This window comes from Streptomyces flavovariabilis (genome assembly GCF_000725785.1).
Classification (GTDB): Bacteria; Actinomycetota; Actinomycetes; order Streptomycetales; family Streptomycetaceae; genus Streptomyces; species Streptomyces hawaiiensis.
Window position 1 is genome coordinate 510,333 of sequence record NZ_JNXD01000001.1, and the last position, 15,107, is coordinate 525,439.

Here is a 15,107-nt window from a genome sequence, read left to right on the forward strand (position 1 = left end):
GCTCAGGTGCCCAGCGGGTCCAGCGCCAGCGGCGCGATCCTGCCCTCCAGCATCGCCCCGAGACCCTGCACGGCGCACACGTCCGGGCGCTCGGCGATGTGCACCGGCATGCCGGTCGCCTGCCGCAGCATCTGGTCCAGGCCCGGCAGCAGGGCACTGCCGCCGACCATCATGATCCCCCGGTCGGCGAGGTCGGCGACCAGGTCGGGCGGGCAGGCCCGCAGCACCTTGCCGATGCCGTCCAGGATCGCGGTGAGCGGCGTCTGGATGGCGTCCCGGACGGCCGCGGTGTCGACCTGGACCGAGCGGGCCAGGCCCGTGGCGACGTCCCGGCCGTGGATCTCCGTGGAGGCCGGGCCCTGCGCGGTGAGACCGTTGCCGGACAGGGCCAGCTGCAACGGCCGTACCGACTGGCTCGGCAGCATCAGCTCGTGCTCGTGGCGCAGGTGCTGCACGATCGCCTGGTCGACGGCCTCGCCGCCCACCGGGAGGCGCTCGGCGGTGACGATCGCGCCCAGGGACAGCACGGCCACCTGCGTGGCCGCCGCCCCGCACACCATGATCATCGTGGCCTCGGGCTGCTCCACGGGCAGCCCGCAGCCGACGGCCGCGGCGATGAGCGTGTCGACGAGTTCCACGCGGCGCGCCCCCAGGCCGACGAGCGTCTCGATCGCGGCGCGCTGGGCCAGCGGGTCGGCGTCGTGCGGGGTGCAGGCAGCGGCGCGCAGGATCGGCTTGCGGCGCAGACTGCGGCGCATCTTGTCGCCGAGCAGGTGCCGCAGCATGCGCTGCGCCATCTCGATGTCGACGACGGTGCCGCCGGACACCGGCCGGACCACGCGGATGTAGTCCGGTGTGCGGCCCGTCATCTTCTCGGCGAGCTCTCCGACCGCGATCAGCGCGCCGGTGCGGGTGTTCACGGCGGCGGCGGACGGCTGGTCGACGACGAGCCCGGCGCCCTTGACGTAGACGCGGGTGCGGGCCGCCCCCAGGTCGACGGCGAAGTGGCAGCGGCGCAACTGCTCCAGACTGGCGGTCATGGCAGGTCCTCCCGAGAGCACAGACCGTGGGAGGCCGCCAGGTGGCGGGCCTCGCAGACGTGGGGCCGCCGGGTGGCGGGCCTCCTTCGCATCGTGCGCGGGAGGGTGCCGGGCCGCCTTTCGTGGGGGGCCGGGCGGGGCGCCGCCGAACGGGGGGTTCGACGTCCGTCACAGACAGTGCGCGGCCTCCAGCAGGGGCGCGAGGGACGTCACGGTGGTCTCGCAGCCGGCCTCGCGCAGTTGCCGGTCGGTGGTCGCGTTCCTCGCGAGGCCGACGAAACGCAGCCCGGCCCGCTGGGCGGCGGCGAACTCGGCGACCGTGGAACCGATCACCAGGCCCGTCGCGGCCGGCCCCTCGCAGGCGTCGAGGGCACGCAGCATGCAGTCCGGGTGCGGGGTGAGCAGAGCGAGGTCCTCGGCGCGCCCGTGGACGCCGGCCAGGGGCAGGGTGCCGTAGGGCCGCAGATAACGGGGCACGGCCTCGGCGCACACGTCCGTGATCACCCCGACGCGGCGGCCGGCGGCATGCAGGGTGCGGACCAGGAGCGCGGAGTTGTGCGTCGCCGGCGCGTGCGGCACCGCCTGGAGTTCCAGCTCGTCCAGGCGTTCCCGCAGCAGCGGCCCGAGCGGGTCCCGGGCGAAGGCCCGGAGCACGTCCAGCGGATGCGCGAACGTCTCCCGCACCGCCCCGGGCAGGGCGTGCCGCGGGTCGCGGTGCTCGTCGGCGAGGGCGAGCAGGTCGAGCACGGCCTCGCGGGCGGTGGTCGCCGAGAACAGGCGGGCCATCGGGCCGTCGAAGCCGAGCAGGACCGTCTCGGTCTCGGCGAGGAGCTGCGGCAGCGGGCGCCGCGCGGGAGCGGCACCCCGCGGTCCGGGCAGGTCCGCGCCCTCCACGCCGAGCTGCACCGACGCCGTCACCGACAGCCCGGGCACCGGCCAGCGGCGCAGCCCGGCGTTGACCGCGCGCTGGGCGGCACCCGCCCGGCGCAGCGGATGCCGGCGGGTGATGCGGGCCGCCTCCTCCAGCAGATGGCCGAGCAGCGGCTCGGACACCCTGGCGACCTCGGCTCGCACGAAGGCGACCGGGTCCTCCACGTGCCAGGACAGTTCGACCGCGGCGGCGAAGGCACCCTTGCCGGAACTCGGCAGGGAGACCCGGTGGTGGGACTGGTGCGTGGTGAGGTCCACCTCGTAGTACGTCACGAGCCGCGACGGCCGGTCGTCGTGCGGCCGGGCGGGGTTGAGGAGGGTCAGCGGGCCGTCGGGCCGGGTGTGGACGACCGCCGTGCGGCCCGGGGCCGGTATGCCGAGCCGGCGCAGGTCCCGCGTGATGAAGGGGCCCCGCACCAGGTCGCGGGCGTCGGGCTGCGGGGTCGTGGCGGGGGACAGCGGGCAGTACCAGGCGACGGGCGGGGTGTCCGTGGCGCCGTCCCGGTACAGGGGCTGGAAGCGCTGGGGGCCCTGGGCGGCCGAGCTGGCGGCGAACTGCTCGTAGAGGTCCGGGGAGACGATCACCTGGATGTCGGCGGGCACGGGCGGTGGCTCGGGCGGCGGGGCGGGCCGGTCCCAGAACGTGACGGTCAGGGGCGGGGGGTCCACGAGTCCGGTGAGCACCTCGGGCAGCCCGCGCAGGACGGCGACCAGCACGGGGAGGAGGTAGGTGCCGGGCTCGGTGTGGACGTCATAGCCGCTGCCGCGGACGCGTACGTCGAACCGGTGGGGGGCGAGCGCGCCGCGGGAGAGCATCTCGTGCACCGCGTACTCGAGGGTGATGCGGGCCTCGGGGCGGCCGGTGAGGTCGTCGGCCTCGAAGAGGATCGTGGGGGCGGTGGCCCACGGGCCGGACCGCAGCTCCGCCTCGAGGGCGCGCAGACGGTCCCGGGTGGCCGCGGCGGCAGGGCCCGGGATGCCGTCGAGGGGGTCGCCGTACCAGCGGTCCAGGGCGCGCCGGGGGTCACCGGGGTCGTCGGCGAGGAGCCGCTCGCAGTGCAGCACGTCGACGTAGACGTCGGGCGCGTGCAGGGCGTACGAGTGCGAGAAGGAGACGAGACGGCCGGGGGGCAGCACCCGCCGCACCTCCGCCGCCAGGCGTTCGAGGCGGGTGGCGGTCTCGCTCTCCGGCACCGGCTCCTCCCACAGCCCCCGGGCCAGCTCGCCGTGGGTCACGCGCCGCCCGCGGCGGAGCAGCAGCATGCACAGCAGCGCCTGGGCCGCCGGCGAGGGGGGTTCGATGTCCCGCGGGCCGTCGCTGATGCGCAGCGGGCCGAGCAGGGTGAAGGAACGCACCGGCGGCCACTGGGCCAGGGCGGGCAGGCGGGCGGCGTAGCCGGCGGCCTCGGGCAGCCGGTGCTCGTCGATCAGACGGAGCAGGTCCTGGTGCTCCCCGGGAATCGGCGCGCCCGGGGCCAGCTGCTTGAGCAGCCACCGGAATTCGGCGAGGTCCGACTCCGGATCCTTGCCCAGGGGCTCCTCGCCCAGGGCGAACCGGCTCAGCAGCACGGTGCCGTCGGGCCGCAGCAGCAGACCGGCGGGCCCGCGCTCCCCACGCACCAGGCCGTGCGCGTGCAGGGCCCGCAGTCCGGCCACCCCCTGGCTCACGACGTTGGCGAACACCGGGAAGGAGACGCCCGCCAGCACCTCGGACAGCGACAGGCCGTCCACGAACTCCGTCACCAGGTACGGCGTGTCGTCCTCCACTCCGAAGTCGAGCACCCGCACGACATGCGGATCGTCCATCCCGGCCAGCACCCGCGCCTGCTCCAGGAAGCGGTCGTGCCCGGCGGGCCGGCCGCGGTACCGGCGCACGATCACCTGCCGGCCCGTGCGGACGTCCACGGCCTCGGCCACCTGCCCGTTCCACGCGCGCCGTGCCACCGGCCGGTACCGTCCGGCGAACAGTTCCTCGCCGCCCAGCCGCCGCACCGTCTCCTCGCTGACCGTCGCGAACGCCGGGCCCGCCTCCCCCTGCCCGCCGTCCGTCTCGGCCCGGAACGCCCCGGCCGCGAGCCCCGCGCGCTCGTCGATCAGACCCCCGACCTGTTCGAGGAACTCCCGTGTCCGGCCGCGTGCCGTGCGGGGCAGGGAACGCAGCAGCAACTCCCGTACGCCGGGCCGGAACGCGTACGAGCCGGGCGGGCCGGGGGCGGAGGCGAGCATGCCGCTGAGGATCACCTCGGCCAGGTGCTGGGGGCGTGGGTCGCGGTCCAGGGTGCGCTGGACGAGGCGCATCACCGGGACCGAGGGGACCGCCAGCGCGAGATGCCCCGCCAGGCGGAAGGCCTCCGGGGACGCGGTCGCGCGAAAACGCAGGACCAGGTCCTCGGGGGAGGAGGCGGTGAGGTCGGACGTGGGCTCGGCGGGGGGCGAGGGTGCGGGCGGCAGCCAGGCCACCGCGCCCGGTGTCCGGGCGCCGCCCGGGTCGGCGAGCAGGGCCGCCCAGTGGGCGAGCCAGGGGGCGCCCGGTTCCAGGACGGGCAGCGGGAGGGCCTGGTCCGGGGGCGGTGACCCGTCGTACGGGGTGAAGGCGAGCGTCGCCGAGGGCGCCGCCGTCGACGGGGCCGTCAGCAGGCCCGGTTCGGCGGGCAACGCCGTGGTGGGCCAGAGATGTTCGGGGAGGGGCTGGACCACGGCGAGCGGCATGCGGTGGGCCCACCGCCGCAGGGTGCGGTACCAGCGGTCGCCCGCCTCGCCCGGCCGCCACTGCGGGCCCATGCAGTCGCTGACGACGAGCGTGACCGTGCGGCCGTCGTCGAGGACGGGGACCTGGCGGGCCCGGCCGTCGGGCGTGGCCGGGTGCAGGGTGACGGTGCGGAAGATGCCCGACTGGGCGAGCACCGTGTGCAGTTCGCTCACGAGGGGATGCCAGACCGGCATGGTGGGGCCGGTGTCGTGTACGAGGTTCAGGCGCAGCCAGCGGTCGGGCGCCGGCCGCAGCACCGGCAACCACACGTCCGGGCGGGCGCCGAGCCGGGCGATCCGGTCGGCCGTCGCCCGTTCGTCCAGCAGGCGCAGATGCGGGGAGGGCACCTTGCGCTGCAGCGGACGCAGGGCGCGCTGCAACGCGAGGGGGTGGGGCAGCATCGGGGGCGCGGGCGCGAGGAGGGGCGATCCGCCGTCGCCCGGGTGGTGGTGCGGACGGTCCGGGGACCGCGGGGCGGGGAGGCGGAGGGGAACACGGTCGGGGGCGGCCCGGGCAGGGGGCTCGGCGGTCGGCGGCGGGGCGGGGGCCCGCTCCTCGGCGCCGGGCGGGTCTTCACCGGTGGGCAGAGCCCCGGGAGCGATCGGCCGGCTGGTCTCGGGCTCCTCGCCAGGCTGCTCCAACCGAACGGCCAGCCACAGCAGTTCGGCGATCTCCCGGGGTGTCGGCGCGGCGCCCGCCGCCGACAGGGCCGCCGCCAGCCGGGCGACCGGGGACGGCCCGGACCCGGCCTCAGAAGCCATCGCCGTCGGCCGTCGCGCTGAGGTACGGCATCAGCTGCTCGGCGAGGTCGTCGCGGGACTGGGCGTCCAGGCCCGCCACTCCCGTGAGGTAGAGGGCGTTCAGCAGCTGGTCGGTGGCCAGTTCGCCGCCGGAGGCCCGCTCCAGGAAGCGCGTGATCAGGCGGTCCGCGTCGCCGCCCGGCGTGTCGAGATGGGCCCGGACGATGTGGGTGAGCTGGTCCCGGTCGGGGCGTCGCAGCTTCAGCCGGACGCAGCGGCGCAGGAAGGCGGGCGGGAACTCGCGCTCCCCGTTGCTGGTCAGCACGACGAACGGAAAGGCCCGGCAGCGCACCCGGCCGCGGTGGACGGCGACCGGGGTGTCCGTGCCGTCGGCGAGGACCTCGGCCCCGCCGTCGCCGGAGTGCCGGGCCGCACGGACCAGTTCCGGGATCTCGTACTGGCCCTCCTCCAGGACGTTCAGCAGGTCGTTCGGCAGGTCGAGGTCGCTCTTGTCGATCTCGTCGACGAGCAGCGCGCGGGGCCGGTCGTAGGGCAGCAGGGCCGTGCCGAGCGGGCCGAGGCGCAGGTGGTCCTCGACATCGCCCCGTTCGTCCCGCCCCTCCCGGGCCGCGTACAGCCGGGACAGCGGGTCGTACTGGTAGAGGCCGTCGGCCAGCGAGCTGCGGCTGGTGATGTTCCAGCGCAGCACCGGGCCGAGCCGCAGCTCACGCGCCACCGCGTAGGCGAGGGACGACTTGCCGGTGCCGGGCGGGCCGGTGACGAGCAGGGGGCGGCGCAGGCAGAGTGCGGCGTTGACGAGCCGGACGCTCTCCTCGGTGGCGACATACGACTTCGCCCGGTGCACGCGGTCGGGGGAGACGGCCGTCGCGTCGTCGCCGTCGTGCGGCGGCGGCAGGGCGGGCCCGCCGTCGAAGGCACGCCAGGGCGGCGGGGCGGGCAGGTCGTCGATGCCGTCGTGCGGCTCGTCGCGGCCGGTGTAGACGGACCAGTGCGGCATGGGGAGTGGTCTCCGCTCTCCGTTTTCGTGCGAGTCTCTCAGGCGCGTCGCGTGCGGGTGGCCGGGCCACCGGCGACCTCGCGTGCGGTTGGGTCAGGCCACCGGCGACCTCGTGTGCGCGGCGGCCAGGGCGTGCGGGTCGGTGAAGACCCGCGGGTCGTCCCAGAGCAGCTGGATGCCGCGGGCCCAGTGGTCCTCCTCCGCGTGGGCCTCCTCGCGCAGGGCGAGGACCTGGCGCGGGAGTTCGGCGGGCGGTACGGCCACGACATGGGCGTCGAGCGCGTCGAGGAACGTCTTGCCGGTGCAGCCGTCCGCTCCGGCGCACTCCTCCTGCCCGGAGCCGCAGCCGCCCCGCGACCACACGATCACCGGGGCCGGCGCGGCGAGCGAGATGTCGAAGTGGGGCCGGGTGCGGGCGGCGGCCGGGGCGCTGCCGAACCCGGCGAGGCAGCTGTCGCGCTGCCGCAGCCGCAACCGCAGCCGCCCGGGCTCCTCCGGCCCGCCGCACTCCACACGGTGCATCCGCGCGCCCGGCCAGGAGTCGAGGCGCTTCCACGCCCGGGTCAGCACGTGCCGGGTGCTGGCCTTGCGGCGGGCGTGGTCGGTGACGACGAGCGGGTAGACGCAGCCGAGCGGTGTGTCGTCGTCCGGGGCGCTCTCCCAGCGGTCGACCGGCCAGTCCAGCCAGTCCCGGGGCAGCGCGAACGCCACCAGCTCGTCCGCGCCGGGCGTCAGATAGCGGAAGGCCGCCTCGATCCCCTCCTGCACGTACGCGTGCAGCCGGTGCCGCTCGACCGTGCCGGAGTCGACCGGGTGCCGCCGCCCCTCGCTGTATGCGGACACCTCGACCCGGACCAGGCCGTCGCCCGCTCCGCTGTGCCCGAGCTCGACGAGGATGGGCGACCAGTCGGGCGCCGACGGCTCCACGGCCGGGGTGTGCAGCAGGTCCTGGAGGCGGTCGGCGAACCGGGCGACGGTCCGTGCGGCGCCCGGCCCGTCGAGTTCGCACAGCACGAACAGGGCCGCCGACCACAGCGAGTCGAACCCCTCCCCGGGCGGCGGGGGATCGAACGGGTCGGCCGCCGCCGTGTACAGCCTCACCGGGTCGCAGTCGACGCCCGCGCGGGCAGCCTTCTCGACCAGGGCGCGCAGCCGGGCCCGGTCGGCGCTGGTGTGGTCGGAGGTGGGGACCAGGCTCCGCAGGTCCGGCCAGTGGCGGGCCATGACCTGGGTGGGCATCATCCGGCCGGTGCGCACCTGCCCGCTGCCGGCGTCCGCCGTGACCATGCCGACGACCTCGCCGGTGTCGGCCAGGGTGACGGCGGCCCCGCTGAAGCCGGGGGCCAGGGGCTGGCCGCCCTGGTGCCAGGCCTCCAGCTGGAGCCACTCCCGTCGGATCAACTGCGGTGCCGTGACGCGGCATTCGGCGAGGGTGCCCTCGTCGAAGCCGTCCGGGAAGCCGTAGACGACGAGCCTGCGGGCTGTCGTGCCGTGCGCCGCGTCGACCGGGGCCAGTGCGGCCGGGGCGATCGGCATGTCCCGGTCCAGCTCCAGCACGGCCAGGTCGCCGGGGTCGGTGACGCCACCGGCCCAGCCGCCGTGCGCGACGACCCGGGCGGGGACGGCCGGGGTGCCGGGCCGCTCTGTGAAGGTCACCGCCAGGTCCTGGCCGTCGCCCACGACATGAGCGCACGTCAGCACCGTGCGCGGGGTGACCAGGAAGCCCGCCCCGGCCACCCGGCCCCGTAACTCGATGCGGGCGTGCCACTCGGCGCTGTTCAGAGCGCCCACCGGTGCGCTGTCCACGGCGCTGTTCATGAGGCGGCGCCGGCCTCCGGCGTGGACGGGGGCTCCGGCGTGGACGGGGACCAGGTCAGCTTGACCACCAGATGGCCCTCGGCGGTGCCCTTGGCGATGAACGCGCCCGTCTCGGCGGCCAGTTTCACGCCGAACTCGATCTCCACTCCGTCGGGCCTCAGCGAGCCGTCCCGGAAGACGCGCAGCGCCGACTCGGCCGCCGCCCGCACTCCGTCGAGGGCGCCCTCGAAGGTGTGGGCCGCCCGGACCGCGCCGTCGCCGCGGGAGACCAGGCGGGAGCCGGACCGCTCCTCCACCGCCTCGACCGCGACCACGGCCCCGTCACCGGTTCTGAACTCGACCAACCCGTCCACGACACCCCCGTCGTCCGATTGCGCTGGGCAGCACCATTGTGACGGAAGGTACTTGATGGTGCAGGGGGCATTCACCGAAGTCACCCGCCGACGGTCCCCCGGATCACCCCCAGCTCCACCAGGTCCTGTGGCCGGATGCGGAGCTGGTCCGCGGTCGACTCCACCTCGCGCGGCGGCCGTTTGAGGATGGCCGCCGCGAGTTCCGGCGCGATCACCGAGAAGTAGCTGTCGGGTGTGGCCCAGGTGTTGCCGGGCGCGGCCAGGGCCAGTGCGCCGCCGGAGCCGCCCTCGCCGATCACCAGAGTGGTCACCGGGGTGCGGGCGCTCGCGACCGCGCCGAACAGGTCGGCGATCGCCGCGCCCGCGCCCTGCCGTTCCGCCTCCGCGTCGTTGGCGGCGCCCGGGGTGTCCACGAGGGTCAGCACCGGGATGCCCAGCCGGTCCGCGAGGCGGATCAGACGGGCGGCGGTGCGGTAGCCGGCGGGGCGGGTCGCGGTCCCGGTCTGCGCGGCGTACGCGACCGTACGGCCCTCGTGCGTGCCGAAGCCGCACAGCATGCCCTCCGGGTCGGTGCCGCCGCAGCGGTCGCCGCTGATCGCGACCCGGTCGGTGAGGTAGGCGTCCAAGTAGGCCGCGGCGCGCGGTCGTCGCGGAGAACGGGCGCGGCGGACGGCGTCCCAGCCCGTGGCGGGCAGGACCCCGGCCTCGCCGAGCGGCTCGGGCGGCGGGGCGGGGGTCGTCGACGGGCACGTCAGCAGCCGCAGCCACCGCCCGAGCGTTTCGCGCAGCTCCTCCGGCCGTACGACCGCGTCCGCCGCGCCCGCCGCGACCTGCGCCTCCGCCGTGTACGCCGCCGGGTCCGCGTCCGCCGGGCGCACCCGGGAGCCGGCGAAACCGACCTGGGCGCCGGGCAGCGCGAGCACCACGTCGGCGCCCGCGCCCAGGGTGGCCCAGCCGCCCCCGGTGGTCGGGTCGCGCAGGACCGCGACCTGCGCGAGACCCGCCTCGCGGGTGAGCGCCGACTGCCGGGCCACCCGCTGGAGCTGGGTCAGTGCGAGCATGCCCTCCTGCATCCGGCTGCCGCCCGTCGCGACCAGCGGCACGACCGGGAAGCGGCGTTCACGGGCGTAGGCGTACGCCGCCTCCAGCCGGTCGCCGGTGCGCTCGCCCAGGGAGCCGCCGAGGAAGCCGAACTCGAACGCGATCAGCACGGCCCGGGTGCCGCCGACGCGGGCGGTGCCGCAGACCACGGACTCCTGCTCGCCGGTGCGTTCGGCGGCACGGGCCCGGGCGGCGTCGTAGCCCGGCCAGGCGAGCGGACCGTCGGGCCTCGACCGCCGTATGGGGGTGGGGAGTTCGGCGAAGGTGGCGTCGTCGGCGAGGGCGGTGACGGCCGCGCGGGCGGAGAGGCGCTCAGTCATGGGCCAGGGCCCGCTTCATGATCTTCCCCATGTCGTTGCGGGGCAGCGCGTCGAGGTGGTGGACGACCCGGGGCCGCTTGTGCGGGGCGAGCCGCAGCGCCACATGGTCGGCCAACTCCTCCAGCGCGGGCGGCGACTGGGGGTCGGCCGGCACGATCCAGGCCACGATCCGCTCGCCCAGGTCGGCGTCCGGTTCCCCGGTGACGGCGGCCTCCCGCACCCCCGGGTGTTCGAGGAGCGCGTTCTCGATCTCACCGGCCCCGATCTTGTAACCACCGCTCTTGATCAGGTCGGTGGCCTTGCGGCCGACGATCCGGACATAGCCGTCGGGGTCGCGCACCGCCATGTCGCCGGTGCGGAACCAGCCGTCGGCGGTGAAGGCGGCGGCGGTGGCGTCGGGGCGGTTGAGGTACTCGGTGAACAGGTTCGGCCCGCGCACCTGGATCTCGCCCACCGTCTCCCCGTCGTACACGGTGACCTCCGAGCCGTCCTCCTCGACCAGCCGCAGCTCCACGCCCGGCAGCGGCACGCCGACCGTGCCCGGGCGGGCCTCGCCGTCGGCGCGGACGCTGGTGTTCATCAGCGTCTCCGTCATGCCGTACCGCTCGATCACCCGGCGTCCGGTCGCGGTCGCGATCCGGCCGTGGTCGTGCACGGGCAGCGCCGCCGAACCGGAGACCAGCAGCCGCGCCCCGGTCAGCGCCCGCACCAGCTGCGGGTCGCTCGTCACGGCCTCGGCGATGCGGTGGTACATCGTCGGCACGCCGAACAGCATGGTCGCGCCGCCGTTCAGCTCGCGGGCGACGCCCTGGGTGCTGAAGCGGCCCAGGTGCCGCACCGACCCGCCGCGCCGCAGCGGGCCGAGGGTGCCCAGGACCAGGCCGTGCACATGGAACAGCGGAAGTCCGTGGACGAGGACGTCGTCGCCGGTCCACTGCCAGGCGTCGGCCAGAGCGTCCAGGGTGCTCGCGACGGCCCGGCGGGGGATGACGGCGCCCTTGGGCGGGCCGGTGGTGCCGGAGGTGTAGACGATCAGGGCCGGATCTTCGTCCGCGGCGCGGTCCTCGGGGGCCGGGCCGGTGGCCTGCGGGTCGACGTCCACGCGGGTGAGGTCCCGCAGGGGCGCGGGGAGCCGGTCGTCGGGGGCCGTGAGCACGAGCCCGGGCGCGCTGTCGGCCAGGATGTGCCCGAGTTCCTTCTCGCCGGACTTGGGGTTGAGCGGTACGGCGGGCACGCCGGCCAGCAGCGCGGCGACGACCGCGACGGCCGTCTCCAGGGTGGGCGTCGCCCAGACGGCGACCCGCGTGGCTCCGCCGATGCGGCCCGTGAGCGCTCCTGCCGCGGCGGCGAGCTGCGCGTAGGTCAGGGAGCGCTCGCCGAACCGGAGGGCGGGGCGGTCGGCCGGGGTCTCGGTCAGGGCCGGGAAGAGGGGGGTCACGCGTCACATCTCCTTGACTGTTGCGTGCGGTTGTCGGCGGACGGTGCGTGGGCGGACGGTGGCCGGCGAGGACTATCCCCAGCCGGGGACGACCATCACCAGCCATGCCGCCGCCGGTACGACCGCCACCACGATCCCTCCGTACACCATCAGCTGCCGGAAGAAACGCTCGCGGTCCACGTCCGGGGCGGCGGCCAGGACGAGCGCGCCGTTCGTGGAGAACGGGCTCACGTCCACGACGGTCGCCGACACCGCCAGCGCGGCGACCATGCCGATCGCGCCGATCTCGCCCCGCTCCAGGAACGGCACGGCCAGGGGGATCAGGGCGCCCATGATGCCCACGGACGAGGCGAACGCCGAGACCAGGGCGCCGATGTAGCAGAGCAGGACGGCCGCGAGGAGGGGGACGCCGATGCCGCCCACGCCCTCGCCGGCCCAGGTGATGGTGCCCATCTCGTCGAGGACGCCCACGTAGGTGAGCACACCGCAGATCAGCAGGACGGTGGGCCAGGCGATCTGGCCCGTCGCCGTGCGGCTGTCCTCCGGCCAGGCGGTGCTGAGGACGACGGCGAGGGTGATGGCGGTGAGGCCCGCGTCGAGGTCGAGGACCAGGACGGCGACCACCAGGGCCAGGAGGGAGGTGAGGGTGGCGATGCGGGCCGGCGTGAGCCGGGCGATGTCGGGTACCGCGGACTGTGCCGGCGGGGCGGTGACGGTCGCGGTGCCTGCGAGGGAGGGCCGGACCTCGTCGGTGCCACCCGCGGAACGCGGCGCTCCCGCACTCCCGTCGACGTCGGTGCCGGGCTCCTCCACCGCCCCCCGGGCCCACAGCTTCAGCCCGCCACAGACGACGAACACCACGGCCGCGATCACCAGGTTCGCCGCAAGGGACGCCAGGAACAGGACGACCTCGTTGCCCGGGAGCTTCTCGCGTTCGACGATGCCGTTGACGATCGAGCCGTAGATGCTGATGGGGGAGAAGCCGCCGGCCTGGGCGCCGTGGACGACCATCGCGCCCATCAGGAGCGGACTGATCCCGTAGCGCGTGGCGAAGCTCAGCGCGACGGGGGCGACGATGGCGACCGCGGCCGGGCTGACCGCGCCGATGGCCGTGAGCGCACCGGTCAGGGCGAACATCACCCAGGGGATGAGCGCCACCCGGCCCCGCACGAGCCGGACGGCGGCGTGCACCAGCCAGTCGGTGGTGCCGTTGGCGCGGGCGATCGCGAAGAGATACGTGACGCCGACCAGGACGACGAACAGGTCGCCGGGGAACCCGGCGAAGATGCCGTCCGCGTCGAGGCCGGCGACCAGCCCGCCGACCGCGAAGGCGGCGGCGAAGGCGAGCGCGCCCATGTTGACGGAACGGGTGGTCGCGATGACGAACACCACGACGAGGACGAGGATCGAGATGAGTTCGCGGGACATACGGGCTCCCGTCGTTGGGCCCCGGAGCGGCTGGGAGCACCCACCAGTGGACGAGTGGCTGAACCACTTGAGGTGCGTTGGTCGAACAGCGTGCGTGCGGTCCGGGCGCCCGTCAAGGGGGTGCGCAGGGATTGGCTCAGCCACTCCGCCACTGTGAAGGCCCGGTGTTACGCTCCCGGCGAGAGGGGGAGCCCGTGACCGACGCCCTGCGCCCCATGACGAAACAGCGCCTCTACGAACAGGTGCTGGAGCGGCTGCGCCAGTACGTCGTCGAGGGCGGCCTGCGCGCCGGTGACCGGCTGCCGCCCGAGCGGGATCTGGCCCAGCGGCTCGGCGTCAGCCGGGCCTCGGTGAAGCAGGCGATCGTGGTGCTGGAGGTCCAGGGCCTGGTGGAGGCCCGGCACGGCGGGGGCACCTACCTCGTGCGGGACAGCCTCGACACCGAACCGGTCGAGCGGATGGTCGAACGCCGCCGACGCCTGCCCGATGTCCTGGAGGCACGGGAGGCGCTGGAGACGAAGCTCGCGGAACTGGCCGCCGAGCGGCGCACGGAGGACGACCTGGCGGCGATGCGCTCGGCGCTCGACCTGATGACCGGGGAGATCGAGGCGGGCGGCCACGGCGTCGAGGGCGACCGGCTGTTCCACGCGGCCGTGACGGCGGCGGCCCACAGCAGTCTGCTCGCCGAGTTCATGCGTTCCATCGCCGAGCAGATCGCCGAGAGCCGCACCGAGTCGCTGCGCCAGCCCGGCCGCCCGTCCCGCTCCCTCTCCCAGCACCGGGCGATCCTCGACGCGATCGCCGCCGGGCAGCCCCGCCAGGCCGCCTCGGCCATGCGGCGCCACGTCCGCACGGTGGCGAAGGTGCGGCTGCTGGACTGGGAGCCGGGAGAGGACTAGTCAGGCGACGCCGGGCGCCACGAAGCACCGGTGTGCCGCACTCACTGGACCGGGCCGCGACGCCTGCGGCCCCTGGTTCCGGGCCGTCCGGGTCAGGGCTCCACCACGTCCGCCACCACACAGCTGACGTTGTCCGGACCGCCCGCCGCGTTCGCCGCCCCGACCAGGGCCCGCACCGTTTCGTCAGGGGAGGCGGGGGAGGCGAGGAGTTCGTGGACGCGGCGCTCGGGGACGACGCCGTACAGGCCGTCGGAGCAGAGCAGGTAGCGGTCGCCGGGGTGGGCGTCGTGGAGGCGGAGATCCGGTTCCGCGGTGGTGAGGGCCTTCGCGAGGAGCGCCCGCTGCGGATGCGACCTGGCCTCCTCGGCGGTCAGCCGGCCCTCGTCGACCATCGACTGCACCATCGTGTGGTCGTGCGTGATGCGGAACAGCTCACCGTCGCGCAGCAGATACGCGCGGGAGTCGCCGATGTGCACCAGCGCCAGCCGCGAGCCCGTCCACAGCAGGGCCGTCAGGGTCGTGCCGATGTCGTCGGAGCCGTCGGCGACGTCCCGGACGGCCTGTTGGGCGCCCCGCACCGCGTCGGCCAGGACGTTGAGGACGCCGCCGGCCGGGACCTCGTCCGTGTCCAGGAAGCGCAGTGCCTCCACGGCGGCGCTGCTCGCGGGCGCGCCCGCCGGTCCGTAGCCGTCGGCCACGGCGAGCAGCCGTGTGCCCGCATACGCCGTGTCCTGGTTGGCGGGGCGCACGCGGCCGATGTCCGAGTGGGCGGAGTAACGCAGTTCCAGCATGGCGGTGTCCTTCCCGGGCCCCTGCGGGTCCGTCGTCAGGTGATCGACCAGGAACGCGGCGAGGTCCCGCCGGACCGCCGTCTCCGCCTCGACCCGCGCCCAGTAGGCACGGACCTCGCGGGCGGCGGCCGTGGAGTCGCGGTCGTGCAGAAGGCACACCCGGCGGATCTCGGCCAGCGGCATGCCCAGCCGCCGCAGCCACGCCACCAGCCGGGCCCGCTCCAGCTGCCCGGCCGCGTAGTACCGGTATCCGGTGTCCGGGTCCACGCGGGCGGGCCGCAGCAGGTCCAGCTCGTCGTACAGGCGCAGTGCCTTCGGCGAGAGCCGGCACGCGTTCGCGAACGCGCCGATCGTCAGCATGGCCATGCGACCCCCTGCGGTCCCCGCGCTCCTCGCGCTCGTTCGTTCCGCCACCGATGCTGGGGCTTCACCGAAGGTGAAGGTCAAACGGGGTGTCGCGGTTCCGGACCGGATTGTTAGCG

At 75.3% G+C, this 15,107-nt stretch carries 10 protein-coding genes; 1 reads left to right on the plus strand and 9 read right to left on the minus strand.

Going from position 1 to position 15,107, the window contains the following annotated elements; all coding sequences use genetic code 11:
• Positions 1-2: 2 nt before the first annotated feature.
• The 8 genes from IO24_RS0102245 to IO24_RS0102280 all read right to left on the minus strand — a co-directional run bounded on the left by IO24_RS0102245 (position 3) and on the right by IO24_RS0102280 (position 12,935).
• Entirely contained in the window at positions 3-1,040 is a 1,038-nt protein-coding gene (locus tag IO24_RS0102245) for a rod shape-determining protein (RefSeq protein WP_031131170.1), read from the minus strand.
• Between the two features lie 168 nt (positions 1,041-1,208).
• Complete coding sequence (locus tag IO24_RS45910) at positions 1,209-5,480, minus strand: SAV_2336 N-terminal domain-related protein (protein ID WP_031131172.1); 4,272 nt, start codon at positions 5,478-5,480, stop codon at positions 1,209-1,211.
• Positions 5,470-6,477: an AAA family ATPase gene (locus IO24_RS0102255; protein ID WP_031131174.1), complete on the minus strand. Its 1,008-nt coding sequence runs from the start codon at positions 6,475-6,477 to the stop codon at positions 5,470-5,472. Before IO24_RS0102255 ends, IO24_RS45910 begins: the two co-directional genes overlap by 11 nt.
• A gap of 93 nt (positions 6,478-6,570) precedes the next feature.
• Positions 6,571-8,259, minus strand: a complete 1,689-nt coding sequence (locus tag IO24_RS0102260; protein WP_031131176.1) for a VMAP-C domain-containing protein — start codon at positions 8,257-8,259, stop codon at positions 6,571-6,573.
• Between the two features lie 32 nt (positions 8,260-8,291).
• A complete protein-coding gene (locus tag IO24_RS0102265) occupies positions 8,292-8,648 on the minus strand; it encodes a CU044_2847 family protein (RefSeq protein ID WP_031131178.1) in 357 nt (118 codons plus the stop codon).
• Positions 8,649-8,728: 80 nt separating this feature from the next.
• Positions 8,729-10,069 carry a carboxyl transferase domain-containing protein gene (locus IO24_RS0102270; protein ID WP_031131179.1) on the minus strand — a complete coding sequence of 447 codons (1,341 nt, stop codon included), beginning with the start codon at positions 10,067-10,069 and terminating at the stop codon, positions 8,729-8,731.
• Positions 10,062-11,507: an acyl-CoA synthetase gene (locus IO24_RS0102275; RefSeq protein ID WP_031131181.1), complete on the minus strand. Its 1,446-nt coding sequence runs from the start codon at positions 11,505-11,507 to the stop codon at positions 10,062-10,064. The genes IO24_RS0102270 and IO24_RS0102275 overlap by 8 nt, the downstream gene beginning before the upstream one ends.
• A gap of 72 nt (positions 11,508-11,579) precedes the next feature.
• Positions 11,580-12,935, minus strand: coding sequence for an SLC13 family permease (locus IO24_RS0102280; protein WP_031131183.1), 1,356 nt, complete (start codon positions 12,933-12,935; stop codon positions 11,580-11,582).
• 194 nt (positions 12,936-13,129) lie between these two features.
• Between IO24_RS0102280 and IO24_RS0102285 the strand changes: the two genes are divergently transcribed.
• On the plus strand, positions 13,130-13,834 hold the full coding sequence (locus tag IO24_RS0102285) for a FadR/GntR family transcriptional regulator (protein ID WP_031131185.1): 705 nt from the start codon (positions 13,130-13,132) through the stop codon (positions 13,832-13,834).
• A gap of 92 nt (positions 13,835-13,926) precedes the next feature.
• Here IO24_RS0102285 and IO24_RS0102290 read toward each other — a convergent pair whose 3' ends face one another.
• Entirely contained in the window at positions 13,927-14,991 is a 1,065-nt protein-coding gene (locus tag IO24_RS0102290; RefSeq protein ID WP_031131187.1) for a MerR family transcriptional regulator, read from the minus strand.
• Positions 14,992-15,107: the final 116 nt, after the last annotated feature.